We start from the raw sequence: 26,416 nt of genomic DNA on the forward strand, positions 1-26,416 counted from the left end.
AGCGGTATATGAGAACGATTATATGGTTTATATATTTCTGGTTCTACTTGCTAGGGCTCTATCCTTGGCAGAAATATTATGAAAAGCGTAAGGCCGCAGGGTTGGAGTACATTTCTGGTGTTGACCGAATCGTGCAAAACTGGGCCAAGCGGTTGTTGATGGTGGCAGGTGTGTCCGCAGAGGTTAGCGGGCTGGAGAACATTCCTCGGGACCGGGCAGTGCTGTTTACGAGCAATCATCAAGGCAATTTTGACATTCCGCTGATGCTCACCAGCTTGGATCAGACCCATCCGCTGGTTGCCAAGGACAGTCTGGCTAAGATTCCGTTTCTATCCAGCTGGATGCGGCTATTCGACTGTCTATTTCTGGATAGGACAAACGCTCGACAATCTTTAAAGGTTTTTGCAGAAGCAGAAGCACTTATTAAAGAAGGTAAGTCTGTGATTATTTTTCCGGAAGGAACCAGAAGCAGGAAGGATGAGGCTGGAGAGTTCAAGGAGGGGGCTTATAAAATTGCCCTGCGAACTGGAGCGGCTGTCGTGCCAGTAGCCATCGACGGGTCTTACCGGGCCATGGAGGCCAACAAGGGAATTTGGATTCGTCCGACTAAGGTGAAAATTACCATCCTGCCCCCTGTGGAAACGGCTGATTTAACCAAGGAGGAGTCGAAACACCTAGGGGCTCACATCCGGGAACAAATCATGGCTTGTAACGGTCGCTAAGAAACAGTAAAATTCCCTCTGCCATGCAGAAGAAAAGGAATAAGACATGGATAAAAACGAAGAGGACACCGCCCGAAAAGCGGGAGCCATAGAAAAAACGCTGATGGTGCTGAATACCCTGACGGAAAAACCATATAGCTATTCAGCCAAGGAACTCAGTGCTAAATTGGGGTTTACTAAGCCTACGGTACACCGGATTCTCAATACCCTAGAAGAGGAACGCTATGTAGGACGTACCTACGATGGGAAATATTCCATCGGATACAAGGTTTACCAGATTGGCATGGTGTATGCGAACAATATGGATATTTACCTGGAAATTCGTCGGGTTATTGAAGCTATTGCTACCGCTACCGGTGAACAGGTGGGCTATGCCATTCTGGAGGGGACGGAAGTGGTTAGTCTCTACGAGTCTCAGATGCAGGATTCTCGAATCCGTTACATAGCCGGAGCAACTTATCCCATCAACAGCGGTTGCTATGGCAAAGTACTTATGACCTTTTCTCATACGGAATCGGAGCTTGATCAAATTGTTCCTCACCTGGAGCTGAAACAGGTTTCTCACGGTGCTATCATGGATCACCAGGAACTACGCGAGGAGTACCGACGGATTCGGGAAAGGGGTTACGGTCAGAGCGAGGATGAATACTTGGATGGAACGGTCGGTCTGGGCGTTCCAGTGTTCAAACAGGATGGCAGTCTGGCGGGCTGCATCGCCTTAGGAGCTATTAAGTCGGCCAAGTTTTATCGGGATAAGGAAGACTACGTAAAGGAAATTTTTAAGGGAGCACAGGAGCTGAAAGGCATTCTGGTATAGTGCGCTTGAAATACTGCAAGGAGCAGCTGCATCCGAGCGGTATTTTTTTTATTCAAGAATGGAAACTATGGTGGTTATAAAAATAAGTGATGGCAAATAAAAATACCTATCTAAATTTTCGGAAATTTGTTGACCCAAACAAAGAATAGTGCTATACTTATAAAAAATTTCACTATGGTCCATATTACAAAATCAAGTCCACAATATGGACTTGATTAAGTTTGAGGCAAAAATATAAAAGTGCAGCCACAGACAACTAGTGGGCGGTAAAGGTTGGTAGTAAAATGTTGGATTTATTAATTCGGGGAGGGAAATATCCCGACTATAGAGAAAACAAGTTTGTACAGGCAGACTTGGGCATCCGGGATGGAAAAGTTGTGCAGATTGGTTCTATTACAGAGCCTGCCCAGCAGGAAATTTCTGCGGAGAATCGTATCGTCTCACCGGGTTTTCTGGATATTCACATGCATGAAGAGAACTTTCAGGAAGAAGGGGATCAATTTGTGATTGCAGAGATGATGGTCAAGATGGGGGTTACCACTTGTCTGGGAGGAAACTGCGGCGTGCAGTATCAAGATCTGGCCCTCTTTAAAGATACCATCCAGCGGCTAGGAGGCGCTCCAGTAAATTACTTGATGCTGGCAGGATATAACGCCTATCGGAAAAAGTTAGGTGTGAATACATATGCAAAGGCAACTGGGGAGCAGCAGGAAAAACTGTTAGAACAGATGAAGGCGCAACTGGCAGAAGGGGCCTATGGTTTCTCTTTTGGCATTGAATATGATCCAGGTATGGACGAAGAAGAAATCATGCACCTGTTGAGTCACTTTGAGGACAAGAACCTGTTTGTCTCCGCTCATTATCGCTCTGATGCCACCGAGGCTATTGCTGCGATACAAGAGATGGTGGACATTGCAGAACGTTCTCAGATGAAGTTTCAGATTTCTCATTTGAGCAGTTGCTCCGCTACCGGACAGATGACGGAAGCCTTGGCGTTGATAAACCGAGAGATAGAACGAAACCCTAAGCTAAATTTTGATACCTACCCTTATTGTGCTTTCTCCACAGAGATTGGCTCGGCGGTCTTTGACGAGGGCTGCTTTGAGACTTGGGGCAAGTCCTATGACTGTGTATTGATTACAGACGGAGAATACCAAAATCAATATTGTGATAAAGAAATCTTTGAAAAGGTTCGCAAGGAGCAGCCCCAGATGCTGGTCGTAGCCTTTGTCATGAATGAAGAAGAAATCGCTGAGGCTATTGCCAATCCCACGGGGATGATTGCCAGCGATGGCATCATCAGTCACGGAAAAGGTCATCCTCGGGCGGCAGGGACCTTCCCACGCCTTCTGGGGAAATACGTTCGGCAAGAAAAGGTCCTATCGCTTCTAGATGCCTTACGGAAGATTACTTTGGAGCCAGCCAAGCGGCTGGACCTTCACGGAAAAGGCCAGATTTTCTTAGGCTGTGATGCGGATTTAACGATATTTGATCCAGATACCATCTTGGACAAGGCAGACTTTTCCCAACTGGATCTAGCACCGGAGGGTATCGATTATGTTATTGTAAATGGTCAGATTGCTGTAGAGCATGCTCAACTAAAAAACGGCAAGTCCGGTCGGTTCATCTCATACAATAGAGCAGAAGATTAAGCACTTAGAATATGCAAACTTCTGATTTTCGCTATCAATTTGCAGGATGGGAGGTAAAAAACAGTGACATTCCCGTTAGCGAGGAAAAGAAGGCCAAGACAGGAGCATCCCAATGTACAGGCTCCAGTCTGACATAGATATATTCCACATAGAAGAAAGGAACAACATTATGGGAAACCAACAATCCGCAGAGAATTTAGACTCTAAAAAAGAAAAGAAAAAAGGAATTAATACATTTGTTTTATTATTTGGCGTACTTATCGCCATGGCCATTTTATCGTATATCCTTCCGGCTGGCCAATATGAGCGGCACGAGGTAGATGGCAGAAATGTGGTTATAGAGGGTACTTATCACATTATAGACCGGACTCCGGTTGATGCCTTTCACTTATTTACAGCGATTCATGAAGGCTTGGTAGAAGCGGCACCTATCGTCTTCTACGTTATCATTATCGGTGGTATGATTAACGTGATGAACGCCACAGGTGCTCTAAACGGACTGTTGTCCACCACGGCAGAAAAGCTGGCGAAACAAAGACTGGCCTTTATTGCTATTCTGATGCTCCTGTTCGCCTTAGGTGGTGCCTTTATCGGTATGGCTGAAGAAAGTCTGATGTATATACCGATTATTATTCCGTTTGCGCTGGCATTAGGCTTTGACGCCTTTACAGGCTGCGCTATCGTGCTTATGGGTATGTCCATTGGGTTTACGTCAGCAGTTATGAATCCCTTTACCATCGGTTTGGCTCAAGGGATTGCGGAGCTGCCGTTATTCTCTGGTCTGCATTTAAGACTAGCCCTTTTCGTTGTGTTTTACATGGCTTGTGTCGGTTTTGTTTATCACCACGCTAATCAGGTTGCCAAAGACCCGTCCAAGGGCATCTGGGGTGACCGGAGATATGAGGGCGTGGCCATCATTGACAAACCGCACTTTACCACTCGTCACAAGTTGATTCTATTGGCTTTCGTAGGTGCCATTGCCTGTCTGGTCGTGGGCGTTTTGAAGTATGGCTTCTATATGGGCGAGTATTCTGGTGTATTTATTATCGTATCTATCATCTTTGCCATCATTGGTAAGATGTCTTCTCACGAATATATTGATAAATTCATGGAAGGTGCGCAGGGCATTCTGTCCGGAGCGCTAATCTGTGGTTTTGCTAGAGGTATTGTAGTTGTTCTTACCAACGGAAACATCATTGACACCATCCTAAACGGTGCTGCAACCATTTTGGAACAGACCTCCTCCGCTGTGTGCGCGGCCGGTATGTTCGTCGTTCAGGCTTTAATCCATCTGCTGGTACCTTCCGGCAGCGGCCAGGCGATGTTGACTATGCCAATCATGGTGCCGCTGGCAGACCTGCTAGGCGTAACCAGACAGACTGCTTGCTTGATCTTTACATTGGCAGACGGTATCGGAAACACGATTTTGCCGACTTCCGGGTATTTTATGGCCGCTCTGGCTGTAGCCGGTCTGTCTTGGGGACAGTGGGCTAAGAAAATCTGGCCCTTCGTCCTGGCTGAATATGTGATTTCTATAGTAGTAGTAGTTCTGGCCAATATGGCAGGCTACGGACCGTTCTAAGGCACAGCAAGCCTAGAATGGAGATCAATACAAAATAAATGAATAGGCAGAGTGCAGGTCCAGGGCAGAAAGCTCTGGGCCTGCAATGTTCTGTCTGCAAAAACCTCACGGGACAAAAAAGAAAGGAAGCGGTGCAATATGAGTTTATATGAGAGTTTGAAGAAACAAGCTTATGTAAATGTAGAAAACTATGAAAGTTTGTGCAGAGAATTAAATGATTTTCTGGCTGACAATCCGGAGATTTCCGGGCAGGAGTTTCAATCTTCCCAAAAGCTGGTAGATTTACTGAGGGAACAGGGCTATCAGGTAGAATACCCCTTTGCCGGATACGAAACAGCTTTTAAAGCTGTCTACGGAAAGAGCGGTCACAGCCGCAAAATCGCTATCTTAACCGAATATGATGCTTTACCAGGGATTGGACACGCTTGCGGACATTGTACCAGTGCTGCTATCAGCCTATTGACCGGACTGAGCTTAAAAGATCTTCAAGACCAGCTGGATGCAGACATTCACATCATTGGGACACCCATTGAAGAGACCGACGGGGCCAAGTGCACCATGGTCAAGGGGGGCGTCTTTGATGGCTACGACATGGCTATGATGGTGCATTTATATGGCGAAAACTTACTGGCACCTAAGCTGCAAGCACTAGACTCGTATATGTATACCTTCCACGGGAAGCCAGCTCATGCCTCAGCGGCACCATGGGATGGTAAGAACGCCCTCAATGGCGTTCAGCTCATGCTACACGCTGTGGATATGCTGCGGCAGCATGTAAAGCCCGATGTGCGGATGCACGCCGTAGTTCGGGACGGAGGCCTGGCGCCTAACATTGTACCGGAGACTTCCTCCCTGGAAATCTACATCCGTTCTATGAATCGGGCTTATCTCAATGAATTAGCACAGAAGATTGATGATTGTGCGAAGGGAGCAGCTATTGCTACGCAGACAACCTTTGATAAAGAAGCCACGGCTGAGGCTTATGATAATCTGAAAGCGAATGCCACGGGGGATGCTGTACTGGCAGAGACTTATGAGGAGCTGGGATTAGAGATTGGAGACACGGAAAAAATCTTTGGTTCTTCCGATGCAGGAAATGTGAGCATGGTTTGTCCGACCTTCCATCCGATTTTGCAGATTGCTGATCCGGAGGTAGCCATTCATACCCGAGCTTTTGCAGATATGGTTAAGAGCCCTCGAGCGCATAAAGGTATCCATATTGGAGCTAAAATTTTGATTTTACAGGCATTAAAAATCTTTACAGATTCGGAAAAGCTTGCAGCCATGAAGGCGGATTTCGAGAAATAACCGAAAAGGAACCCAATTCAGTAAGAATTTGGTTCCTTTTTTCGTGATTATTCGCTATAATTATGGAAGAGGTATTTGAATATGAAGGATATTTGTAGAAAAATTTGCCTAAAGATAGGAGAAGCAGAGGTTTTTCAAGGTATCCGCAGCGGCCTGATTCTGCTGATTCCGGTATTGCTTGCTGGTTCTTTTTCCCTCTTACTGACCTCGCTGCCCATGGATTCCTATCAACGGTTTATACGGAATGCTGGCTCTGGTGCTTTACTTGAGTTTTTTGACAGCATTTATCAGGCTACCTTTGGTCTACTTTCCCTGTACATGGTTCTGTCCATTAGCTGCTGTTTAAGCCGCATGAAGGATATGAAAGATACTGCTGCAGGGGTTATGTTGACCTGCTTGGTGTGCTTTGTTCTCATGAGCGGAGCTGGGTTAGATCAGCCGGGACTGTTGCTGGATTGCCTTGGGGTTAACGGTATGTTCACAGCTATCTTCACAGCAGTGGGGGGCACTTATCTATACATATTCTTTAAGAAAAAAATACATGCTAGGCTTCGGTTTGTGGCGGAAGGGGCGGATATAACCTTCAACGACACCATCACCTCCATTTTTCCGCTATTGGCTGTAGTGACTTGTTTTGCTTTTTTTCATCTGCTGCTAGTCCATCTGGTTCAGGTGGATAGCTTTCACATCCTCATAACTAGTGGGGTTAACAGGCTCTTCTTTCACATGGGCAGATCTTTTGCCAGTGCTTTTCTCTTTGTTTTTATGACTACTTTATTGTGGTTTTTCGGTATTCATGGCAGCGATGCCCTGGAAACAGTCAGTACGGCTTTGTTTAAGCCTGCCATTCAAGAAAATATTCAGCAGGTTCTGTTGGGCCAGGTGCCTACCGAAATCTATTCCAAGACTTTTTTCGATGTGTTCGTCTTTATGGGTGGTTGTGGTTCCAGTATCTGCCTGTTGTTAGCCATCTTCTTGTTTGCCAATCGAAAAAGAAATAAGAATCTGGCTAAAATTGCAGCTTTTCCGATGATTTTTAATATGAATGAATTAATGCTGTTCGGGCTTCCAGTAGTCTTCAATCCACTGATGCTGGTGCCTTTTCTCGCGACTCCGCTGGTTTCTTTTCTTCTAGCCTATGCCGCCATGAGCAGCGGCTGGCTGCCTGTGGCTTCCGTCCAGGTGGAATGGACAACCCCCATCTTGTTAGGCGGCTACTTGGCCACTGGTTCTCTAAAAGGCAGTGTGATTCAGTTGCTGAGCATTTTTTTAGGCACGCTGATCTATCGTCCTTTTGTTCGTGCCTACGACAAAGCGATGCTGGCCGATAGCCGTAGAAATTTAGAGATATTGACTAGCTTGCTAAAGAAAAGTCAGGACGATAATCTGCCGGTGACGTTGACTGAATTAGCTGACGCGAGGGGGACTCTGGCTCGGTATCTATCATCTAGCTTAAAATCCACTATCCGCAAGGATGATATCTGTATGTATTACCAGCCCCAGCATGATCATAAAGGGGTATGCATTGGCGTGGAAGCACTGCTTCGGTGGAAGCATCCGTTGTTTGGCATGATCTACCCACCTCTTGCCATTAAGCTGGCAGAGGAAAATCAGCTGCTGGAGGAGCTGGAACAATGCATTTTTCAGACGGTAGCTCGAGACCTAAAAGACCTGCTGCTTCAGCGGGTGCCATCTTGTACGGTCAGCATCAACATTTCCGCCCAGACCGTACAGAAGCAGTCTTTTATTCTTTTCCTGCGACAATTTACCAAAGAACATGGCATTCAAAAAAACCGCATTTGCATTGAAATTACTGAACAAGATACGATTCGAATCAATGAAAGTCTGCAAAATATCTTAGCAGAGATTCACAGATTGGGTTATCTTCTAGCCATAGATGACTTCTCCATGGGCTCTACCTCGGTGAAGTATTTACAAAATAATCTTTTTGACTTGGTGAAGCTGGACGGAAGTCTAGTGCAGCAAATTGATACTAACAGCCGGAGCAGGGATATTGTGGCCTCTATTGTCTATTTAGCTAAGGCCTTAGAAATATCTGTGTTGGCGGAGTATGTGGAGGACCGAGAGAAGCAGCAGGAGCTGGAACGTTTGGGTTGCTTTAAGTATCAGGGCTATTTGTATAGTCCGGCTATCCCAGTAGGGGAATTAAAAGATTATCTAAACAAGGCTCCGATGAAATAAGTTTGGAGGCTTAGAGGATATTAAAAGCTTGATGAAAACCTGTATTTTTGTATACAGCAAATCAGTTCCAATAGCAGTCAATTTAATAGCAAATTAAAGAAAACAGGGAGTGTACTCCCTATTTTTTTTGCAAATACACAGGTTAAAACTTGTGTATTTTTCATTATAACCATTAAAAGGAAAATCTTTTGACGAAAAAAGTTCAGTTGATTTTTGGTAAAGCTATGGTATCCTAGAGGTGTAAAAAATCAGCGATATTGTGCACATTATTATGTATACAGTATTCAAAATAAAAATATAAATGTAGGAGAGTTGCACAGGGAATCTATTGTAGGAGGAAAGGACATGGATAACATTCGGGAAATGAATCGTATTTCTGGGTCAGCCAACCAATCGGTCCAGAAGTGGATTAGCGCAATCCTGGCTCTTTTGCCGGGGAGTAATTGTGGTGGACATGGGGGCTGCGGACTGAAAAGCTGTCAGGAATGTGCGGAATCCATCGCACAGGGGGCTGCCGTGGCACTTTGCCCAGCTTGTTCTCAAGAAGCGGTGGACGCTATTGCCGGCATTGTGGGGACAGAGTCTATGCCTGTGGTGGAACGGATAGCTTACATTCGCTGTAGCGGTGATGCGGCTGGAAAAAAGCGGTTGTCCGGTGAAGACAGCTGTCAACAGGCTAGAGAAAAGGGCTTTCTAAACAGCGAATGCAGTTATGGCTGTATTGGCTTGGGCTCCTGTGTAGAGCGATGTACTTTTGATGCGATGAGTGTGGAAGATGGCCAGGTGAAAATTGATCGAGAAAAATGCAATGGCTGTGGCGCTTGTATAGATTTGTGTCCTCAGCAAGTTATCCTTCTGGTTCCCAGGGAAGCCACCAACTTCATTCCTTGTGCTTCGGAAAACGATGAGGAAACCACCAGAAAGCTCTGCGGCAGCGGTTGCATCGGCTGCGGCGATTGTCAGGAGGTCTGTCCTCAGGATGCTATTTCTATGGTTAATAATTGTGCAGTTATCGACTATGACAAGTGTGTGGGTTGTGTGGCTTGTACGGTTAAGTGCCGCAAGAAGATTATCGTAGATGAGCTTCACGACTTACGAAAGCTGAAAGAGACAGTGGCTTTTGTGCGCTGCCGGGGTGGGAAGAAGGCTCAGGCAAAGTTCAAGGCTTTGGGCGTAGAGACCTGCACTAATGCAGAAAAGATTAGAAGTCGGGCGATGGGATTGTGTCAGGTAGGCTGCATCGGATTAGGGGAATGTGTGGAGGTCTGCCGATATGATGCCATCGCGGTGGTGGATGGAACAGCACAGGTGGACCCGGAGAAGTGTGTGGGTTGCTTAGATTGTGTGGCAGTCTGTCCAAGCAAATTAATAGTAGAAGTTCCTTACGGAGGCAGTAAGCAGGTGGCCTGTGCTTCTACATGGGACTGGGAGGAAAAGCTTCAGGTCTGTGGAAGCGGCTGTATTGGCTGTGGCGACTGCGCAGCTAATTGTCCAAACGGAGCTATCACCATGGAAAACAAGCGGGCGGTGGTAGATAGCCAGCTATGCGAGAATTGCAAGATCTGCTCCTATCTATGCTCTAGAACGGCGTTGGTAGAGCTGGAGGTGCCGGAAGAGACCTACTTGCAGCGGCGGGCCATGGGTATATAAGGGAAAGGATGTGATGATATGAGAATGTTAAAAACCATGGACGGAAACACGGCAGCAGCTCATGTGGCTTACGCCTTTTCAGAAGTTGCGGCCATTTATCCGATTACGCCTTCGTCGGTTATGGCAGAAAATATAGACGAATGGGCTGCAGGAGGCCGCAAAAATATCTTTGGCGAAGAGGTCAAGGTCCTGGAGATGCAGTCAGAAGCCGGGGCGGCAGGAGCTGTCCACGGTTCCCTTATGGCAGGGGCCTATACCAGTACGTTTACGGCCTCTCAGGGGTTGTTGCTGATGATTCCCAATATGTATAAGTTGGCAGGTGAGGAGACGCCTGCGGTGCTTCACGTGGCAGCCAGAGCGCTGGCGTCCCATGCATTATCCATTTTTGGCGACCATTCCGACGTAATGAGTTGCCGTTCTACTGGCTTTGCCATGTTGGCAGCGGCCAATCCTCAGGAAGTCATGGACTTAGCTGCAGTAGCGCACCTGTCGGCCATCGCCGGCAAAGTCCCTATGCTGCACTTTTTTGATGGGTTTCGAACCAGTCATGAACAGCAGAAGATTGAGGTGTGGGATTACGACCAGCTGAGTTCTATGGTGGACTGGCAGGCTGTAGCTGAATTCCGGCGCAGAGCCAATCATCCATTACATCCCCACAGCCAAGGCTCCGCTGAGCAGCCGGAAACCTTTTTCCAGCACCGGGAAGCCAGCAATAAGCGGTATGAAGATACGGTGGGCATTGTGGAAGCTTATATGAATCAGATCAATGAAACACTAGCTACCGATTACAAGCCGTTCAATTACTATGGGGCACCGGATGCAACGGAGGTTATCGTAGCTATGGGATCCGTCTGCGACGCCATTGAAGAGGTGGTGGATTACCTGAATCGCCGAGGCAAAAAGGTGGGCTTGGTAAAAGTACGCTTGTATCGCCCGTTTTCGCCTTCACATCTGCGCCAAGTGCTGCCGGAGACCGTCAAGAGCATAGCTGTGCTGGACCGAACAAAGGAGCCGGGAGCCATTGGCGAGCCTCTTTACTTAGATGTGGCGGCAGGTCTGCGGGATACAGTCTTTGAAAAAGCCTTGCTGGTAGGCGGTCGGTATGGGTTGGGATCCAAAGACACCCAGCCGGGAGACCTGATTGCCGTATACGAAAACTTGTGGTCCGCTGAGCCGAAAAAACAGTTCACCATTTCTATAGAAGATGATGTGACCCATTTATCTTTACCCGTTTCCGGCAATCCCGATACGACGGCAGAAGGCACCGTATCCTGCAAGTTTTGGGGACTGGGAGCTGACGGTACCGTAGGTGCCAATAAGAACAGCATCAAGATTATCGGTGATTACACAGATAAGAAGGTACAGGCCTACTTCCAGTATGACTCCAAGAAATCCGGGGGACTGACTATCAGCCATTTGCGGTTCGGAGACCATCAGATTAAATCCACCTATTACGTAAAACAAGCAGATTTTGTGGCCTGCCACAATCCATCTTACATGAAAAAATACGACATCGTTCAGGACGTCAAACCGGGAGGCTTCTTCCTGCTAAACTGTGCCTGGAGTGATCAAGAGCTGGAAGAACATCTTCCTGGAGGGGCTAAACGGTATATGGCAAAGAACAAGGTCCAGTTCTATACCTGTGATGCCGTGGAGTTGGCTATGGGTATTGGCTTGGGAGCTAGACGAATTAATACCGTTCTTCAGGCGGCCTTCTTCAAACTGGCAAACATTATCCCTATTGAAGATGCAGTAACGTATATGAAAGAAGCCATCAAGAAGACTTATGGGGCAAAGGGAGATAAAATTGTCAATATGAATCTTCAGGCTGTGGACGCGGGCGTGAAAAACATTCATCGGGTAGAAATCCCAGAATCTTGGCTACAGGCCGTGGATAAAGAGGATGAAATCCAGGTACAGGGTCGTGATTCCGCTCATACTGCCTACATACGGGACATCCTGATTCCTACCAACGCCATGAAAGGAGACTCCCTGCCGGTGTCTGCCTTTGTAGAGACGGCCTCTGGTTTTATTCCAGCGGGGACTGCCGCTTTTGAAAAGCGGGGGATTGCGGTAGAGATTCCAAATTGGCTGCCGGAAAACTGCATGCAGTGCAATTGGTGCTCTTACTCCTGCCCACACGGTGTCATCCGTCCCTTTGTTCTGACAGAGGAAGAGGCAGAAATAGCCGGAGCTAAACATATCAAGCTGAAAGGCGGGGAAGAGAAGCTGTTTTCGATAGCTATATCTGCCCAGGACTGCACTGGCTGCGGCTCCTGTGCTAGCGTCTGTCCGGCTCGTATAAAGGCCCTGGAAATGATTCCAGCAGAGGAAGGCATGGGAGAAGCTCAGCAGGTATTTGATTGTGTGTCTAAACAGGCAGAGGAAAAGACAAATCTCTTTAAAGAGGATACGGTCAAAGGAACCCAATTTAAGAAACCTCTTTTGGAGTTCTCAGGAGCCTGTCCGGGCTGCGGAGAATCCCCTTATGCGAAGCTGATTACCCAACTATATGGAGAGCGGATGTTTATTGCTAATGCAACCGGTTGTTCTTCCATCTGGGGGTGCAGCGCTCCTAGTACACCATATACGGTTAACCGTCAAGGCAGAGGACCGGCCTGGGGCAACTCCTTATTTGAAGATAACGCAGAGTTTGGCCTGGGCATTGCTATCTCCATGAAAGCCCGTCGTCAGGCCATGAAATCTGCTGTAACTCGTCTGGCAGAGGAGCCAGAGTTTAAAGAGGCGGCTTGGCACTGGATTCAAGGAATGGAGGAGGCAAAGACGGCCCAGGAAGCTGGAGACGTCCTGCTAAAACTGTGTCAGAGTCAGCCAGACCGGACAGAGGCTAAATACGTCCTTGATAACAGCGACATGCTGCCAAAGCCATCTATCTGGATGTTTGGTGGAGACGGCTGGGCTTATGATATAGGCTACGGCGGCCTGGATCACGTAATCGCTTCTGGGGAAAACGTAAACATCTTTGTCTTCGATACGGAGGTGTATTCCAATACCGGCGGGCAAGCATCTAAAGCTACACCAGTAGGCGCTATCGCTCAATTCGCTGCCAACGGAAAGGCCATTCGCAAGAAGAACTTAGCTCAGATGGCGATGTCCTATGGGTACGTATATGTAGCTCAGGTGGCCATGGGAGCTAACCCGGACCAGACCTTGAAAGCCATTCGGGAGGCGGAAAACTATGATGGACCGTCGCTGATTATTGCCTACGCCCCTTGCATTAACCACGGAGTCAAGGCAGGTATGAACAATGCCATGCTGGAGATGAAAAAGGCTGTTCGCTCTGGGTATTGGAACCTGCTTCGATATAATCCGGCCCTAGTAGCTGCCAGGAAAAACCCACTGTCCGTGGATAGCCCGGTTCCTACAGAAAGCTACAAAGACTTCCTCATGGGTGAAGTCCGCTACAATTCTCTGGCTTTAAAGTTCCCAGAACGGGCTAGCAGCCTGTTCGACGAAGCAGAGGATATCGCCGACCAGCGATATAAGGACTTGATACGCCAGCAGAAAAGTTTGGAGCCGCAAGAAGGAGGGAGCTACTGATATGTATGAGATTATAAGCAAACGCCGTTTAAATTCGACGATTACTTGGCTGGTAATCAAAGCACCGCTGGTGGCAAGGAAGGCCAGACCAGGCCAGTTTATTATTCTGCGTACGGATGAATACGGAGAGCGGATTCCCCTGACCATGGCTGGGCATGATTCAGAGAAAGGGACTATTGATATTATCTATCAGGCGGTGGGCAAGACTACTTTACTATTAGATCAGTTTGAAGTGGGAGATGCTCTTCTAGATGTGGTAGGTCCTTTGGGACGGCCTACAGAGATGGAAGGACTGAAACGGGTAGCCGTAGTAGGCGGCGGCACCGGCAACGCTCTGGCTTACCCTATTGCCAAGGGGATGTACGATACGGGAATCCAGGTAGATATGATTGCCGGATTTCAGACCAAGGATGTGGTCATCCTGGAAGAGGAATTCCGGGCAGGAACCAGCAACCTATATATCACCACCGACGACGGTTCTTATGGGGAAAAAGGGTTTACCACCGACAAGCTGAAAGCTCTTATTGAATCTGGGGAGAAGTATGATGAAGTGGTGGCTGTAGGCCCCCCTGTGATGATGAAATTTGTCTGTCAGCTCACCGCCAAGTACGGCATCAAGACCGTGGTATCTTTGACGGCTTATATGGTGGACGGGACCGGTATGTGCGGTGGCTGCCGAGTCGTCATCGGCGGAGAAAATAAATTTGCCTGCGTGGATGGGCCGGAATTTGACGGCCAGCTGGTCAACTGGGATGAGCTGATTCAGCGGAATTCATTTTATAAGGAGCAGGAGCAAGAAGATATGGTTCATGTTTGCCGTTTGACAGGAGGTGTCCGCTGCCATGATTAACCTGGTAAAAGAAAAGAATCCCATGCCGGAGCAGGACCCAATGGTCCGCAATAAGAATTTTAAAGAGGTCTCCACCGGTTATACGGCGGATATGGCTATAAATGAAGCCATGCGCTGCCTGCAATGCCGGAAAAAGCCGTGTACGGGCGGATGTCCGGTACGGGTACGCATCCCGGAATTTATCGCCAGGATTGCGGCAGGGGAATTTGAAGAGGCCTATCAAGTAATCAGCACCACCAGCTCCCTGCCAGCCATCTGTGGCCGGGTCTGCCCCCAGGAAAATCAGTGTGAGGGCCGGTGCGTTCAGGGTCTCAAGGGGGAGCCGGTGGCTATCGGCCGGTTGGAGCGGTTCGCCGCAGACTGGCATCGGGAGCATGGAAGCGGGGAGGCTGCGGCCCAAGCAGACAGCAATGGCCGCAAGGTAGCAGTGGTCGGTTCCGGACCGGCGGGGCTGGCCTGTGCCGGAGACTTGATTGCCAAAGGTTATGGGGTGACAGTCTATGAGAGTCTCCACAAGGAAGGAGGTGTGTTAGCTTACGGTATACCGGAATTTCGCCTGCCAAAGGATATTGTGTCTTCTGAGGTTTCTGCGTTGAAGGACCGGGGCGTTTGCTTTATCAACAACGCGGTTGTGGGCATGTCTATGACGGTGGATGAGCTCTTTGAAGATGGATTTGAGGCGGTGTTTGTGGGGACGGGTGCTGGGCTGCCACAGTTTATGAACATTCCTGGTGAGAATTTGCTGGGTGTTTATTCGGCCAACGAGTATCTGACCCGAATTAACCTGATGAAAGCCTACAAGCCGGAGTACGACACACCGATTCAGATATCCAGAAAGGTGGCTGTTATCGGCGGAGGCAATGTGGCCATGGATGCAGCCCGCTGTGCGAAGCGTATGGGCGCGGAGGAGGTCCATATCGTCTATCGTCGTTCCATGGAAGAAATCCCTGCCCGTCAGGAGGAAATCCACCATGCTATCGAGGAAGGCATTCATTTTCAACTGTTGACCAACCCGGTGGCTATCCGAGGCACAGAAAAGGGTTACGTCTGCGGACTGGAATGTGTGGAAATGGAGTTAGGGGAACCGGATGCCTCTGGCAGGCGCAGACCGGTAGAAAAAAAGGATTCCAACTTTGTCCTAGAGGTGGATGCGGTGATTATGGCTATCGGTACGAGACTGAATAAGCTGATTTTAGAGACTACGGAGAACCTGTCGGCCAACAGCAGAGGAGGCATTGGCGCAGAAGAAGAGACAGGAGCCACTAGCTGTCCAGGGGTTTTTGCCGGGGGTGATGCTGTCACCGGAGCCGCTACGGTGATTTTGGCCATGGGTGCTGGTAAAAATGCGGCAGACAGTATTGACCGCTATCTGGAAAAAAGGGTATAATTGAATCGTCAATACATTCTGATAATAAGCGATACTAGGAGGTTCCAGAAAATGAAGATTCAATTTTGCGGAGCAGCATCTGGCGTAACAGGGTCCTGCCATCTCATTACCACAGAGAAACATAAAATCCTATTGGATTGCGGACAGTTTCAGGGGGGCAAGGCCATGGAAGCCATGAATTTTGAACCCTTCCCTTTTAATCCGGCAGAAATCGATTACTTGATTTTGAGCCACGCCCACGTTGACCACTGTGGACGGATTCCCCTGTTGGTGAAGAGGGGGTTTAAGGGAGACATCTACTGTACAGATGCTACAGCAGACCTGGTAGATGTTATGCTCAAGGACAGCGGGTATATTCACGAGAAGGAAGCGGAATGGAAAAACCGTAAAGCTGAGCGGGCCGGCAAGCCCCTGGTGGAACCTTTATATACGTATAACGACGCTTTAGATGCCCTTAAATATTTAAAGCCAGTGCTCTATGACCAACTGGTGGAATTAAATGAAGAGATGAAGATCGTTTTTAATGATGCCGGTCATATTTTAGGCTCGGCTATCGTGGAGTTGTGGGTAGAGGAGAATAACAGCGTATCGAAGCTGGTTTATTCCGGAGACTTAGGGGTCGCAGGCCGACCAATCTTGAGAAATCCGACTATTATTAAAAAGGCTGATTATGTAATCATGGAAAGCACCTATGGAAATCGGCTTCATCCACAGAATTCAGCCAGCATCGACCAGCTGATTCAGGTGGTACTAAAGACCATTCAGCGGGGAGGTACGGTAGTGATTCCTTCTTTTGCGGTGGGCCGGACTCAGGAGCTGATTTATCAGTTTAACCGAGTTTATCAAGATAATTCTCAGTATAAGAAGCAGTTGGAAGATCTGATGGTTTACGTGGATAGTCCCATGGCTACCACGGCTACAGAGGTTTTTCGGCGAAATGCCCAGGTCTTTGATGAGGAGACCAAGGCGTATATCCTTAACGGCGACAACCCGTTAGACTTTAAAAATTTAAAGTTTACCAGGAGTACAGAGGAATCGATGTTTCTCAATCTGGATAAACAACCGAAAGTCATTATTTCTGCCAGCGGCATGTGTGAAGCAGGACGAATCCGGCATCATTTAAAGCATAACTTGTGGAATCCAAAATCCAGCATTGTCTTTGTGGGCTATCAGGCAGAAGGGACCCTGGGGCGGATGCTGGTAGATGGAGTCAAAGAAGTGACGTTGTTCGGGGAAGCTGTTCACGTTAATGCAGAGATTCACAATCTGGAAGGGTTCTCCGGTCACGCAGACCGAAACGGGCTTATGTCCTGGCTGGCTGGCTTTCGAGAAAAGCCAAAGCAGATATTTTTGGTTCATGGGGAGACAGAGGCCAAGCACGATTTTGCCGCTTCTATCAAAAAGGAGCTGGGATACGATGCAGTGGCCGTGGATGGGGTATCAGAGTTCATCCTGGAGAATAATCAAATTGTCAACATGGAACAGGCACTTCAGGAGGCGGTTAGCCAAGAGAGTATCATGAACATCAAAAAAAGGATTGCCGACATTCACGACAATCTGGAAACGATTCTCTACCACACTCAACTGGCCGTAGACGACGAAATGTCTGTTCAACGGGTGGCAGAGATCAATAACATGGTGCTGGAATTGGAGAAAATGTCTCTGAATCTGGGTTCTGCTGTTACCCAGCAGGAGCGGGTAGAAGAGTTGAACTAATGAGCCAAGAAAAGAGAAACCCTAAAGGGTAAGAAAACAATAACAATCTTTAGATGACGTCAACTGCTCAAAAGTAGTTGACGTTATTTTTGCATAAAAGGAAAAACCCGGCGTGCGCCGGGAAATTTAGTGAAGCAACAGATGCTTTTCCTCTAGAGCCTTCTTGATCCGTAAAAAGGTGGCTTCATCCCGGCATCCTACTCGATGGAGATGAACTCCTTCCGTCAAGCTGCTCAGGGGCAAGTCGCCTTGGAGTTGAGATTTCTCCAGAAACAAGTCTACCTCGTAGCGGGAAGTCAACTGAAGAGGACCGGAAAGCTGGCCATAAAGAGCATGCTCAATGGTTACATCCAATACTTCTCCCCCAAAATCCACGATGGTGTACAGCTCTTCCTGGAGCTGCTCGTCGGTATGCTTGCAAGCCAAAATTCCTTCAAAAGGATGACCGCTGACAGGCTCCCCATCTCCCGTCAGCACATAGCCCCTAGGCGTGGCAGAAATATCGGCTCCTCCCGCTCGAAGCAGGGCCACATCGCTGACGATAATCTGGCGGCTGACGCCCAACAAACCTGCTAGCCGGGCAGCGCTGACAGGGGTGGAATGAGACTTTAAATGAGAAAGGATGGATTCTCTTCGCTGAGCTGTGTTCATGGTTGTGATACTCCTTGTATGAATTTAATTTAGTTCCATGTGGCATTGGAAGTGTTTCCCTACGGCCATCATATCATCTGAGAAGAGCCGGGTCAATGGGCAAGTGGCTCAAAACATGCTCCTGGATGCGGGTAGAAGGTCTCCGTGAGTGCTCCCGAAAGCAACGTGCAACTGCTGGGATGCTCCATGGGAGGACAAGCCTTTTGGCATCCAAGGGGGCGCTTTTAACTGATATGAGACAGCAGTTTAAAATAGTTATAGCCTGATAGTAGAATTTCTTCATCGAAGTCAAAATTATTGCTGTGCAGCGGGATTTTAGCTCCGGTTCCCAACAGGGCAAAGACGGAGGGGGCTTTGGTACCATAGTAAGAGAAATCCTCAGAAATCATTACTGCTTCCGGCAGCTCCTGATAATAGCTGAGGTCGTTCAGCTGAGGCTTAATCAATTGGTACAGCTCCTTGTCATTCACCACCGGGAGGTATCCGTCAGAGCAATGAACGCTGATTTTACAACCATACCGCTCTTCGTATTCCCCGGCGATAGCCTTTAAACGCATTTCCATAAAGTCGAATGTTTCTAGCTTGAAAGCCCGCATGGTACCCAACAAAGAGGCGCGTCCGGCGATCACATTGCGGGCAGTCCCACTGTTTAATCGGCAGATTTTTAACAAGGTCCGCTGATCGGCAGGAATCTCCTCTGCTTGCATCCGGTAGATGTCAGCGATGTACTGGGTGGCAAGGTAAAGGGCATCAATTCCCTTGTGAGCAGTGGCGGCATGGGTGCTTTTACCCTTTATTTCGATACTAATTTCGGAGGATTTAGGCATCATTGGGCCGCCTTTGGTAGCTATCTGGCCTTTTGGTAGATTCGGCCACAGGTGAAGGCCAAAGGTGCGAATTACCTGATATTTTTCAAAGATACCTGATTGCGTGATAGGCCTGGCTCCGCCGGTAGTTTCTTCGGCAGGCTGAAAAATTAGCAGCACATTGTAGGGCAGATCTGGTGTGCGGTGTACATATTCGGCAAAGCCTAACAACATAGACATATGGGCATCGTGTCCGCAGCCGTGCATTTTACCGGGGTGTTGGGAAACAAAACGATGGGTGTTAACCTCGGGCATGGTGAGGCCGTCCATGTCGCTCCGGTAGGCAACCGTCTCTTCTCTTCCTTTGTCAAAGAATGCACAAATTCCGGTATTGACCACCGTGGTGAACTCGCAGTCCATGTGGCCGATGATGCTCATAATGTATTCCTGGGTCTCAAAGAGCTGGTCACCAATCTCGGGGATCTGATGAAGGGTACGGTGGTGTCGAATCAGGGTAGTCAGCATTTCCTGATCGTTGAATGGGGTGGTCATGGTTGTCTCCTGTCTATAGGAAGCCTCAAGGCTTCAAATATTAGCTTAAAAGTTACATAAAACTCCAACTATGATATACCGTTTTACTTCTTCTGTCAAATGATGGGCTGGAGTATAATTGTAATAAGAATGCAACATAAAAGCATCACAAAGGTGTGGTATTATGGTAGTATATATAGTGCCCATGTTTGGGAAATAGATGAGGAAAAGGAGCGTTTTTATGCTGGGCTATGTAGTTCCCCACAAAGGTGAATTGAAGATACGGGAATACGAGATTTACCGCTCCTACTATTGCGGCATATGCAAAAGCGTAGGCCGTCGATATGGTCAGCTGCCTAGACTGGTGCTGAGCTATGATTTTGCTTTTCTGGCGTTGCTGCTAGCAGCCTTGGAGCCAGAATCGGAAAGTCTCAAACGAGAGCATTGTCTGGTTCATCCGGTTCAGAAGAAACCAGTAACAGAAGAAAATCACGCTATCCGCTATGGGGGAGATGTGATGCTGATTCTAGCTTATTATAAGCTTATGGACGACTATCTGGATGATAACAGCTACAAAGCTCGGGCCGCTGCTTTGGGTCTGGAACCTACTATCCGTCGGATACGAAAAGAGAAAGAGGGCTTGTGCCAATTAACAGAAACCAACCTCCAGGCGCTGGCTCAGCTGGAAAAAGCCAACTGCCCAGAGCTTGACCGAGTAGAGGAACCCTTTGCTCAGATTATGAAGGCTATTTTTCAACAGGGAGCTTTGGAGACGGGAGGCACAGTGGATGTGGCTAATTTGGAAAAGCGCCAGAAATTGCTGGGACACATAGGGTATCATCTGGGCAAATGGATCTACTTGATGGACGCTTATGAGGACATCGATGAAAATATTGCCAAGAAAACCTACAACCCACTCTTATACCGCTTTGATTATGATTCGGATAAGGAATCTATCTCTAGTTTTAGAGAGCGGATTCGGGATGAAGTAGAGTTCAATTTGATACATTACCTGGCAGAGCTCAGCAATGGACTGGATTTGCTGGATATAAAGAAAAACAGAGGGATATTGGAGAACATTGCTTATCTGGGGCTGCGCAGGCGCACAGAGCAAGTGTTAGCCGGTGAAAAACCATCAGAGCCAGATTCCCCTTCAGTCCATGAGGAGCAATAGCGGATTCGGTCTTTAGATAAAAACAGACTTTTAGGGAAAACTATAAAATTGAAGAAATAGAAATCATAAGAAATTTAGATAGACGAAAGAAGAGGAGAAGAAATAGATGAGCAATCCATATGAAGTATTGGGTGTTCGGCAGAATGCCAGCGAGGAGGAAATCAAGGCTGCTTACCGGGAGTTGGTGAAAAAATACCATCCGGATAAGTATCAGAATAATCCCTTGGCGGATTTAGCCCAGGAAAAACTGCAAGAGGTTAACGAGGCTTACGATACGTTGATGAAAAATGGGAGTGGCAGCTATAGCAATTCCTATAGCAGTACTGCCCAGAGCAGTTATCAAAATCAGACGTCACCGGAATACAACGATATCCGCCATATTATTGACTCGGGGAATCTGGGTTATGCAGAACAGAAGTTGGCGCAGGTGCGGAACCGAGATGCGGAATGGTTTTTCCTATCCGGCATGATTTCTTATAAAAAGGGCTGGTACGATGATGCGGTTACCAAAGTACGTACAGCAGCCAGCATGGCCCCTGGCAACTTTGAATATCAGAGTGCTCTCAATAACATCATGAATTCCGGCAGAATGTATCAGAATCAGTCCTATGGCAGAGGGTATGCTAACGACGATATGATGTGTAAACTCTGTCAGGCATATATCTGTGCAGACTGCCTGTGTGACTGTATTTAAGGTATAGGTGAAATATGGAGAAGATGAAAATGGAAACGGATAGAAAGCGGAGCAGCGGTCGGAGAGCAGCCCTGGGAGGCTTGCTGTTGGCACTGTCCTTGATTTGCATCTATGGGGCGTCTTTTGTGCCTGGATTTGAAATCACCCTCTACACCCTCAGTTCCGTGTTTGTTCCCATCATGATGATTGAGACAAAGGGAAAGGGGGGCTGGGCCCTGTATGGAGCCTGTTCTATTCTGGCATTGGTGCTGTTGCCTAACAAGCTGGCGGCTTTCCCATATATCTTTTTCTTCGGTATCTATGGTCTTATCAAGTTTTACGTGGAGAAAATCAAGAATCCCATCTTGCAGCTGAGTCTGAAATTTGTGATTTTTACAGTCATCATGGTAGTGGTCTACCGATTCTTCTATGACCTGTTCTTTAGTGTTATTACACTGAAAGAGGGTCCGGCTATTGTGCTCCTCCTTCTAGGTGAGTTTCTATTCTTCTTATATGATATTTTGCTGACGGGAGCGATTAACTTTTACTACAAACGGTTTTATGGCCGCATATAAATTGATTCATCAGATGCGAAGGAAAATTCTCCGGTTCTCCTTCGCATTTATATTTTTTTGGTTATATTCTGCCCTGCCAAACAATACTTTATTGGGAGTCCGGTCTTCCAAGTCCGGGTCTGGAGTATAGAGAAGCAGGAGGCAGGTATATGAACATAGCTATTGTAGGGGCGGGAGCCATGGGAAAGGTTCTGGAGGATGCCGCGGTTCGTCGGCAGGGCACCCGATGCGTGGGGGTCATAGAGCCCTTGCAGGGGCTGCGTCTGAGAGATATTCGAGAACGGGTGGATGTGGTGGTGGACTTCAGCCATCCGGTGAATTTAAACCGGATTGAAGAATTTGTCCGAGAGGCGGCCTGCGGATTGGTGATGGCCACTACTGGATTCAGTCAAAAGCAGGAGCAGCAGATTCGAGAATTGGCGCAGCTGGTGCCGGTTGTTCAAGCTGCTAACTTCTCTTTAGGCATTGCTGTCATGAAGAGGGCCTTGGAGCAAATTACGCCAGTGCTTCAAGATAGTTTTGACATGGAAATCATTGAAAAACATCACCGCAATAAGGTGGATGCTCCCAGCGGCACAGCCAATTTCTTGGCTCAGATACTCAATCCCGATGGAGCGTACCGCCTAACAGCTGGGCGCCAGGGAGAAAAAAAACGGGGTAAAGAAATTGGCATACACGCTGTGCGAGGAGGAAGCATTGCTGGAGAACATACGGTGATTTTTGCAGGAGAAGATGAGATGCTGGAGATTAAGCACACCGCCTTATCCAAAAAGGTTTTTGCACTGGGAGCGTTGAAAGCTGCTGAATTTCTTTACGAAAAGCTGGAAGTAAGCCGGGCCGGTGGGGAGAAGGCCGCTGGTTTATACAGCATTGAAGAGGTACTGTTCTCGTAGAGCTTGGAGAGACCTTATGAGACAGCAGATTTGTCAGGAGAATAAAAAAGACCGTTCCCGAAGCAGTCAAGCTGAACAGCTTTGGAAACGGTATTTTTGCAGCAAATTTTATGTTTCTAGCTAATGAATTAGCAGGTATTTACAACTTATTTGGTAGCAGACTGTCCTGCCTTTTCTGATTTTGACATAGGTTCGTGCTTATAACTATAGTTCCCGCATGTAGAAGAAGGTTTGCATCAGATTTAGGGTGCCGAAGCCCCATTGGGGGCTGGGATACTGCATGGCGTCTGTACGCCCGCAGCCTCGAATTAAATAGGCCCGGAGCACAGATGTATCAAACCCTAGGTTATTGCCTCCAATTAGGCCCCACTGCATCATCAGAGCACAGGCTCCAGCGGTGATAGCCGTGGCTACACTGGTGCCGCTCATGGTGCCGTAACCGCTTGGATAGTAGCCGCCAATTTGATAGCCAGGGGCTACGAGGTCGGGGATATCAAATGCTGACCGGGTAGGGCCCCAGGAGGATTCTGGATACAGGCTGTTGCGCAGGCTATTATAAGCCCCACAGCGGATACCTCCCGCAGAATTGGCTGGCGAGGTAATGGTATTGTAGGGATTGGCGGAAAGGAACTCCACTTCTGGCGAAACAAATCCTGTCAGCGGTAGCCAGGCGTCAATCCGCCCGCCCAGCAAAATATCTCCGTAAAGGGTGATACTCCAGATACCAGGGGTGGCATCTCGTATGCGCAGAATGGTTGCCTGATCTCCACTGCCGCCGAGAGGGAAGTAATAGGTAATGCTTACTTCGGATCGTTCCAGAACTAACTGGGTGGTGAAGGTCGACATGGATTTAGCAGGAACACGACTGACTAACTCTCCCGTAGGAGAACGGACCGATATGGAGATTCGGTCACTAACGCTATTGGTAATGTTGATGAAAACATTGCCGGCATTCTCTCCTATCTTTACATCAATAGTGTGGGGCAGTTCTGCCAGATAAAGCTGCTCTGCATGATGATGACGGGCTTGGCTTTCGTTGCCTACGGCTATGCAGAGGCAGACACCAGGAATATTGGCGATGTTAAATAAATATTCTTCAATAATGCCAAACCCGTCGTGGCTATCATAATTAGACCCTAGCCCCACGCAGAGAACCACGGGGCGGTTAAGGGCCCTTGCTTTTTCAAGAATGTATTGGACGCCAATCATCAGGAAGGAAGATTCAAAGGCGTTCTGTTGATTTTCTGGCACGAAAAAGCGCTCTAGATAATAGGGATAAGCTTTTTTCAGTTTAACCATGATAATTTCTGCATCCGGAGCAGCGCCAATAAAGGAATCAATCGGATTTCCGGCAGCTACGGAGGCTAGAAAGGTGCCATGCCCATCCAAATCCATGTGGGGGACCAGCGCTTGGGGGTCATCGGAAGCCAGGGCTGCATTAATCTGAGCATTAGTGTATTCGGTGCCCAGAGGAAAGCCTTCAGGCGGCGCCCCGGGAATGCTTTGATCGTAAATATATCTAATCTTACTGGTTCCATCTTCATAGCGGAAGACCGGCAGGGTATAATCAATACCAGTGTCTACGAAGCCTATTAAGACATCTTTTCCTTTCAAGTTTAGGTAAGGCTGCTGCTGAACTTGGATGATACCGGAGGCTTCTAAGCTCTCTCGATCCAGAGTGCCCAATACCTTAGGTGTGCAGTTGATGAAATCAGCACCCAGATAAGGAATCAGTTGTGTGTAGACGTCTATTGTGGTATAGCAGACAATATATATGCCTACCTGATAATGGGCAAGGAGCCCAGGATGATTCAAAATCAAGGGTTCATATGAAGAACCTTTGCGAATGACGAAATCTACCACATTTTCTGAATATAAGATGTTTTCATCCAAAGGGATGTACCTCCTGATTAGCATAACGGGACAGCGGTTGCCTTAGCCTTTATATTTCCCGCATATTGATAAAGGCTCGAATCAGATTGAGGATGCCATAGCCCCACTGCGAATTTGGATATTGGATGGCATCGCTGCGGCTGCAACCACGTATTAGGTAAGCTCGAATAATTGGCGTGCTGAGTCCGAGATCGTTCCCCTCCACAACACCCCATTGTAGCATAAGAGCGCAAGCCCCCGCTGTAATGGCAGCAGCTACACTGGTTCCATCCATGGTGCCGTAGCCGATGGGATAATAGCCCCCGACTTGGTAGCCAGGGGCTACCAAGTCGGGTACGTTGGCAGCCAAGCGGGTAGGCCCCCAGGAAGACCGAGGGTACAGGCTGTCCCGCAGGCTGTTATAAGCACCACATCGAATGGAGCCTGAAGCCGTGGCTGGATAGGTGATGGTCGTATAGGGGTCATAGGACAGAAATTCTACGGAAGGGGATACGAATCCCGTCAGAGGCAGCCAAGCATTGATCTGCCCATCAATGATAATATCTCCGTAAACAGTCAGAGTCCAGACCCCTGGGGTGGCACTCAGTATCCGCACGATGGTCAACTGGTCACCGCTGCCTTCGATAGGAAAGTAATAGGAGATGGAAACGCTGGCTTTTTCTAACACCAAGGAGGTCTCAAAGGTGAAACCGGATTTGGATGGAATCCGATTAATCACCTCTCCTGTAGGGGAGCGAAGGGCTACAGAGATTAAGTCGCTGACCCGATTGGTCAAGGAGATAAACAAATCTCCAGCATTTTCTCCCACCCGGATATCGATGTTTACTGGTGGGTTTTGCGGCATCATTTTGTAAGAAAAATGATGCCGAGACTGACTTTCATTGCCTGCGGCTACGCAGGAGCATATTCCTGGAACGTTAGAAACATTAAATAAATATTCCTCAAAGATACTATAACCATCGTGACTGTCATAGTTGGAGCCCAAACCAATACAAATAGCTACAGGCCGATTTAATTCTCTGGCTTTTTGTACAATATATTGTATCCCCAGCATTAAATTCGTGGAACTGAAAGCATTCTCCTGGTCTGCCGGGACACAGTATCGCTGCAAATAAAAGGGATAAGCTTTTTTTAACTTGACCATGATGATTTCAGCCTCAGGGGCAGCGCCGATGAAATCGTCTACGGCCCGGCCTGCGGCCACAGAAGCCAAAAAAGTACCGTGACCGGCCACGTCCCGCTGTGGCACGATATCGTAAGGGGTAGAAGAGGCTAGGGCGGCGTTAATCTGCTCTTGAGTGTACTCCGTGCCGATAGGGAAGCCTGGAGGTAGAGGTCCGGGTTGAGTTTGATCATATATGCAGCAGATTTTACTGGTGCCGTCTTCATAGCGAAAAACATCCTTGGTATAGTCTATACCCGTATCCAAGAAACCCATGAGAACTCCCCGGCCCTTGAGGCTCAAATAGGGCTGTTGTTGCACTTCTGTAATACCAGAAACTTCTAAGCTGTACCGATCGGTAAGGCCTACTACATTAGGCATGGTATTGACAATATCGGCACCGACATGCTCCCGTATTTCCTGGAAGCTGCTGATTGTGGTGTAGCAGATTTGATACGTGTTAGCTACCGTGTGATGAGCCAGTAACCCTGGATGGTTTAAAATGTAGCTTTCGTAAAAGGAACCGATGCGGATGGTGAAGTCCACGATATCCGGCCCATATAGGAGTTGGGGATCCAAAAATGCACCTTCCTTTCCAATCATTTAAAGTG

Annotated in this window: 19 protein-coding genes; 15 read left to right on the top strand and 4 right to left on the bottom strand. The window is 47.9% G+C overall.

Translation table 11 applies throughout. The annotated features are described in order from the left end of the window. The first annotated feature begins 8 nt into the window (after positions 1–8). From Ami103574_RS03610 to Ami103574_RS03660, 11 genes are all read left to right on the top strand, one after another. Positions 9–722: a lysophospholipid acyltransferase family protein gene (locus Ami103574_RS03610; protein WP_163065324.1), complete on the top strand. Its 714-nt coding sequence runs from the start codon at positions 9–11 to the stop codon at positions 720–722. A gap of 46 nt (positions 723–768) precedes the next feature. After that, positions 769–1,539, top strand: a complete 771-nt coding sequence (locus Ami103574_RS03615) for an IclR family transcriptional regulator (protein WP_163065325.1) — start codon at positions 769–771, stop codon at positions 1,537–1,539. Positions 1,540–1,823: 284 nt separating this feature from the next. Next, complete coding sequence (locus Ami103574_RS03620) at positions 1,824–3,191, top strand: amidohydrolase family protein (RefSeq protein ID WP_163065326.1); 1,368 nt, start codon at positions 1,824–1,826, stop codon at positions 3,189–3,191. A gap of 169 nt (positions 3,192–3,360) precedes the next feature. Further along, complete coding sequence (locus tag Ami103574_RS03625; protein WP_163065327.1) at positions 3,361–4,773, top strand: YfcC family protein; 1,413 nt, start codon at positions 3,361–3,363, stop codon at positions 4,771–4,773. Between the two features lie 138 nt (positions 4,774–4,911). Beyond that, positions 4,912–6,081: a M20 family metallopeptidase gene (locus Ami103574_RS03630; protein WP_163065328.1), complete on the top strand. Its 1,170-nt coding sequence runs from the start codon at positions 4,912–4,914 to the stop codon at positions 6,079–6,081. Between the two features lie 81 nt (positions 6,082–6,162). Then, on the top strand, positions 6,163–8,283 hold the full coding sequence (locus Ami103574_RS03635) for a PTS sugar transporter subunit IIC/EAL domain-containing protein (protein WP_163065329.1): 2,121 nt from the start codon (positions 6,163–6,165) through the stop codon (positions 8,281–8,283). Positions 8,284–8,628: 345 nt separating this feature from the next. After that, on the top strand, positions 8,629–9,933 hold the full coding sequence (locus tag Ami103574_RS03640) for a 4Fe-4S binding protein (protein WP_163065330.1): 1,305 nt from the start codon (positions 8,629–8,631) through the stop codon (positions 9,931–9,933). Positions 9,934–9,951: 18 nt separating this feature from the next. Beyond that, positions 9,952–13,494, top strand: a complete 3,543-nt coding sequence (gene nifJ, locus Ami103574_RS03645) for a pyruvate:ferredoxin (flavodoxin) oxidoreductase (protein WP_207710521.1) — start codon at positions 9,952–9,954, stop codon at positions 13,492–13,494. 1 nt (position 13,495) lies between these two features. Next, positions 13,496–14,344, top strand: a complete 849-nt coding sequence (locus Ami103574_RS03650; RefSeq protein ID WP_163065331.1) for a sulfide/dihydroorotate dehydrogenase-like FAD/NAD-binding protein — start codon at positions 13,496–13,498, stop codon at positions 14,342–14,344. Next, a complete protein-coding gene (gltA, locus tag Ami103574_RS03655) occupies positions 14,337–15,731 on the top strand; it encodes an NADPH-dependent glutamate synthase (RefSeq protein ID WP_163065332.1) in 1,395 nt (464 codons plus the stop codon). Before Ami103574_RS03650 ends, gltA begins: the two co-directional genes overlap by 8 nt. Positions 15,732–15,782: 51 nt before the next feature. Continuing rightward, positions 15,783–17,447: an MBL fold metallo-hydrolase RNA specificity domain-containing protein gene (locus Ami103574_RS03660; protein ID WP_163065333.1), complete on the top strand. Its 1,665-nt coding sequence runs from the start codon at positions 15,783–15,785 to the stop codon at positions 17,445–17,447. 126 nt (positions 17,448–17,573) lie between these two features. On the opposite strand, the gene Ami103574_RS03665 is transcribed toward Ami103574_RS03660, so the two are convergent. After that, a complete protein-coding gene (locus Ami103574_RS03665; RefSeq protein WP_163065334.1) occupies positions 17,574–18,098 on the bottom strand; it encodes a transcription repressor NadR in 525 nt (174 codons plus the stop codon). Positions 18,099–18,322: 224 nt separating this feature from the next. Then, positions 18,323–19,456, bottom strand: a complete 1,134-nt coding sequence (locus tag Ami103574_RS03670) for a M20 metallopeptidase family protein (protein WP_163065335.1) — start codon at positions 19,454–19,456, stop codon at positions 18,323–18,325. Positions 19,457–19,676: 220 nt separating this feature from the next. Here Ami103574_RS03670 and Ami103574_RS03675 point away from each other — a divergent pair, with 220 nt between their 5' ends. From Ami103574_RS03675 to dapB, 4 genes are all read left to right on the top strand, one after another. Further along, a complete protein-coding gene (locus Ami103574_RS03675; RefSeq protein WP_163065336.1) occupies positions 19,677–20,609 on the top strand; it encodes a DUF5685 family protein in 933 nt (310 codons plus the stop codon). Positions 20,610–20,715: 106 nt separating this feature from the next. Then, positions 20,716–21,303, top strand: a complete 588-nt coding sequence (locus Ami103574_RS15930) for a J domain-containing protein (protein WP_163065337.1) — start codon at positions 20,716–20,718, stop codon at positions 21,301–21,303. Between the two features lie 29 nt (positions 21,304–21,332). Next, positions 21,333–21,857, top strand: a complete 525-nt coding sequence (locus Ami103574_RS03685) for a hypothetical protein (protein ID WP_163065338.1) — start codon at positions 21,333–21,335, stop codon at positions 21,855–21,857. 149 nt (positions 21,858–22,006) lie between these two features. Beyond that, positions 22,007–22,750 (top strand): 4-hydroxy-tetrahydrodipicolinate reductase, encoded by a 744-nt coding sequence (gene dapB / locus Ami103574_RS03690; protein ID WP_163065339.1) that lies wholly within the window; start codon positions 22,007–22,009, stop codon positions 22,748–22,750. A 204-nt stretch (positions 22,751–22,954) separates the two neighbouring features. On the opposite strand, the gene Ami103574_RS03695 is transcribed toward dapB, so the two are convergent. Beyond that, positions 22,955–24,643 (bottom strand): S8 family peptidase, encoded by a 1,689-nt coding sequence (locus Ami103574_RS03695; protein ID WP_246213187.1) that lies wholly within the window; start codon positions 24,641–24,643, stop codon positions 22,955–22,957. Positions 24,644–24,692: 49 nt separating this feature from the next. Beyond that, the gene (locus Ami103574_RS03700) at positions 24,693–26,384 is read right to left on the bottom strand and encodes a S8 family peptidase (RefSeq protein ID WP_246213188.1); all 1,692 of its coding nucleotides are present in this window, start codon (positions 26,382–26,384) and stop codon (positions 24,693–24,695) included. Between the last annotated feature and the right edge of the window lie 32 nt (positions 26,385–26,416).

This window comes from Aminipila butyrica (assembly GCF_010669305.1).
GTDB classification, from domain to species: Bacteria; Bacillota; Clostridia; order Peptostreptococcales; family Anaerovoracaceae; genus Aminipila; species Aminipila butyrica.

Bases quoted from the DNA above. Each gene is read 5' to 3' on its own strand.
- Ami103574_RS03615 (WP_163065325.1), top strand. From the start codon at position 769: ATGGATAAAAACGAAGAGGACACCGCCCGAAAAGCGGGAGCCATAGAA.
- Ami103574_RS03610 (WP_163065324.1), top strand. From the start codon at position 9: ATGAGAACGATTATATGGTTTATATATTTCTGGTTCTACTTGCTAGGG.
- nifJ (WP_207710521.1), top strand. From the start codon at position 9,952: ATGAGAATGTTAAAAACCATGGACGGAAACACGGCAGCAGCTCATGTG.
- Ami103574_RS03685 (WP_163065338.1), top strand. From the start codon at position 21,333: ATGGAAACGGATAGAAAGCGGAGCAGCGGTCGGAGAGCAGCCCTGGGA.
- Ami103574_RS03670 (WP_163065335.1), bottom strand. From the start codon at position 19,456: ATGACCACCCCATTCAACGATCAGGAAATGCTGACTACCCTGATTCGA.
- Ami103574_RS03665 (WP_163065334.1), bottom strand. From the start codon at position 18,098: ATGAACACAGCTCAGCGAAGAGAATCCATCCTTTCTCATTTAAAGTCT.
- Ami103574_RS15930 (WP_163065337.1), top strand. From the start codon at position 20,716: ATGAGCAATCCATATGAAGTATTGGGTGTTCGGCAGAATGCCAGCGAG.
- Ami103574_RS03620 (WP_163065326.1), top strand. From the start codon at position 1,824: ATGTTGGATTTATTAATTCGGGGAGGGAAATATCCCGACTATAGAGAA.
- Ami103574_RS03650 (WP_163065331.1), top strand. From the start codon at position 13,496: ATGTATGAGATTATAAGCAAACGCCGTTTAAATTCGACGATTACTTGG.
- dapB (WP_163065339.1), top strand. From the start codon at position 22,007: ATGAACATAGCTATTGTAGGGGCGGGAGCCATGGGAAAGGTTCTGGAG.
- Ami103574_RS03660 (WP_163065333.1), top strand. From the start codon at position 15,783: ATGAAGATTCAATTTTGCGGAGCAGCATCTGGCGTAACAGGGTCCTGC.
- Ami103574_RS03625 (WP_163065327.1), top strand. From the start codon at position 3,361: ATGGGAAACCAACAATCCGCAGAGAATTTAGACTCTAAAAAAGAAAAG.
- Ami103574_RS03635 (WP_163065329.1), top strand. From the start codon at position 6,163: ATGAAGGATATTTGTAGAAAAATTTGCCTAAAGATAGGAGAAGCAGAG.
- gltA (WP_163065332.1), top strand. From the start codon at position 14,337: ATGATTAACCTGGTAAAAGAAAAGAATCCCATGCCGGAGCAGGACCCA.
- Ami103574_RS03640 (WP_163065330.1), top strand. From the start codon at position 8,629: ATGGATAACATTCGGGAAATGAATCGTATTTCTGGGTCAGCCAACCAA.
- Ami103574_RS03630 (WP_163065328.1), top strand. From the start codon at position 4,912: ATGAGTTTATATGAGAGTTTGAAGAAACAAGCTTATGTAAATGTAGAA.
- Ami103574_RS03675 (WP_163065336.1), top strand. From the start codon at position 19,677: ATGCTGGGCTATGTAGTTCCCCACAAAGGTGAATTGAAGATACGGGAA.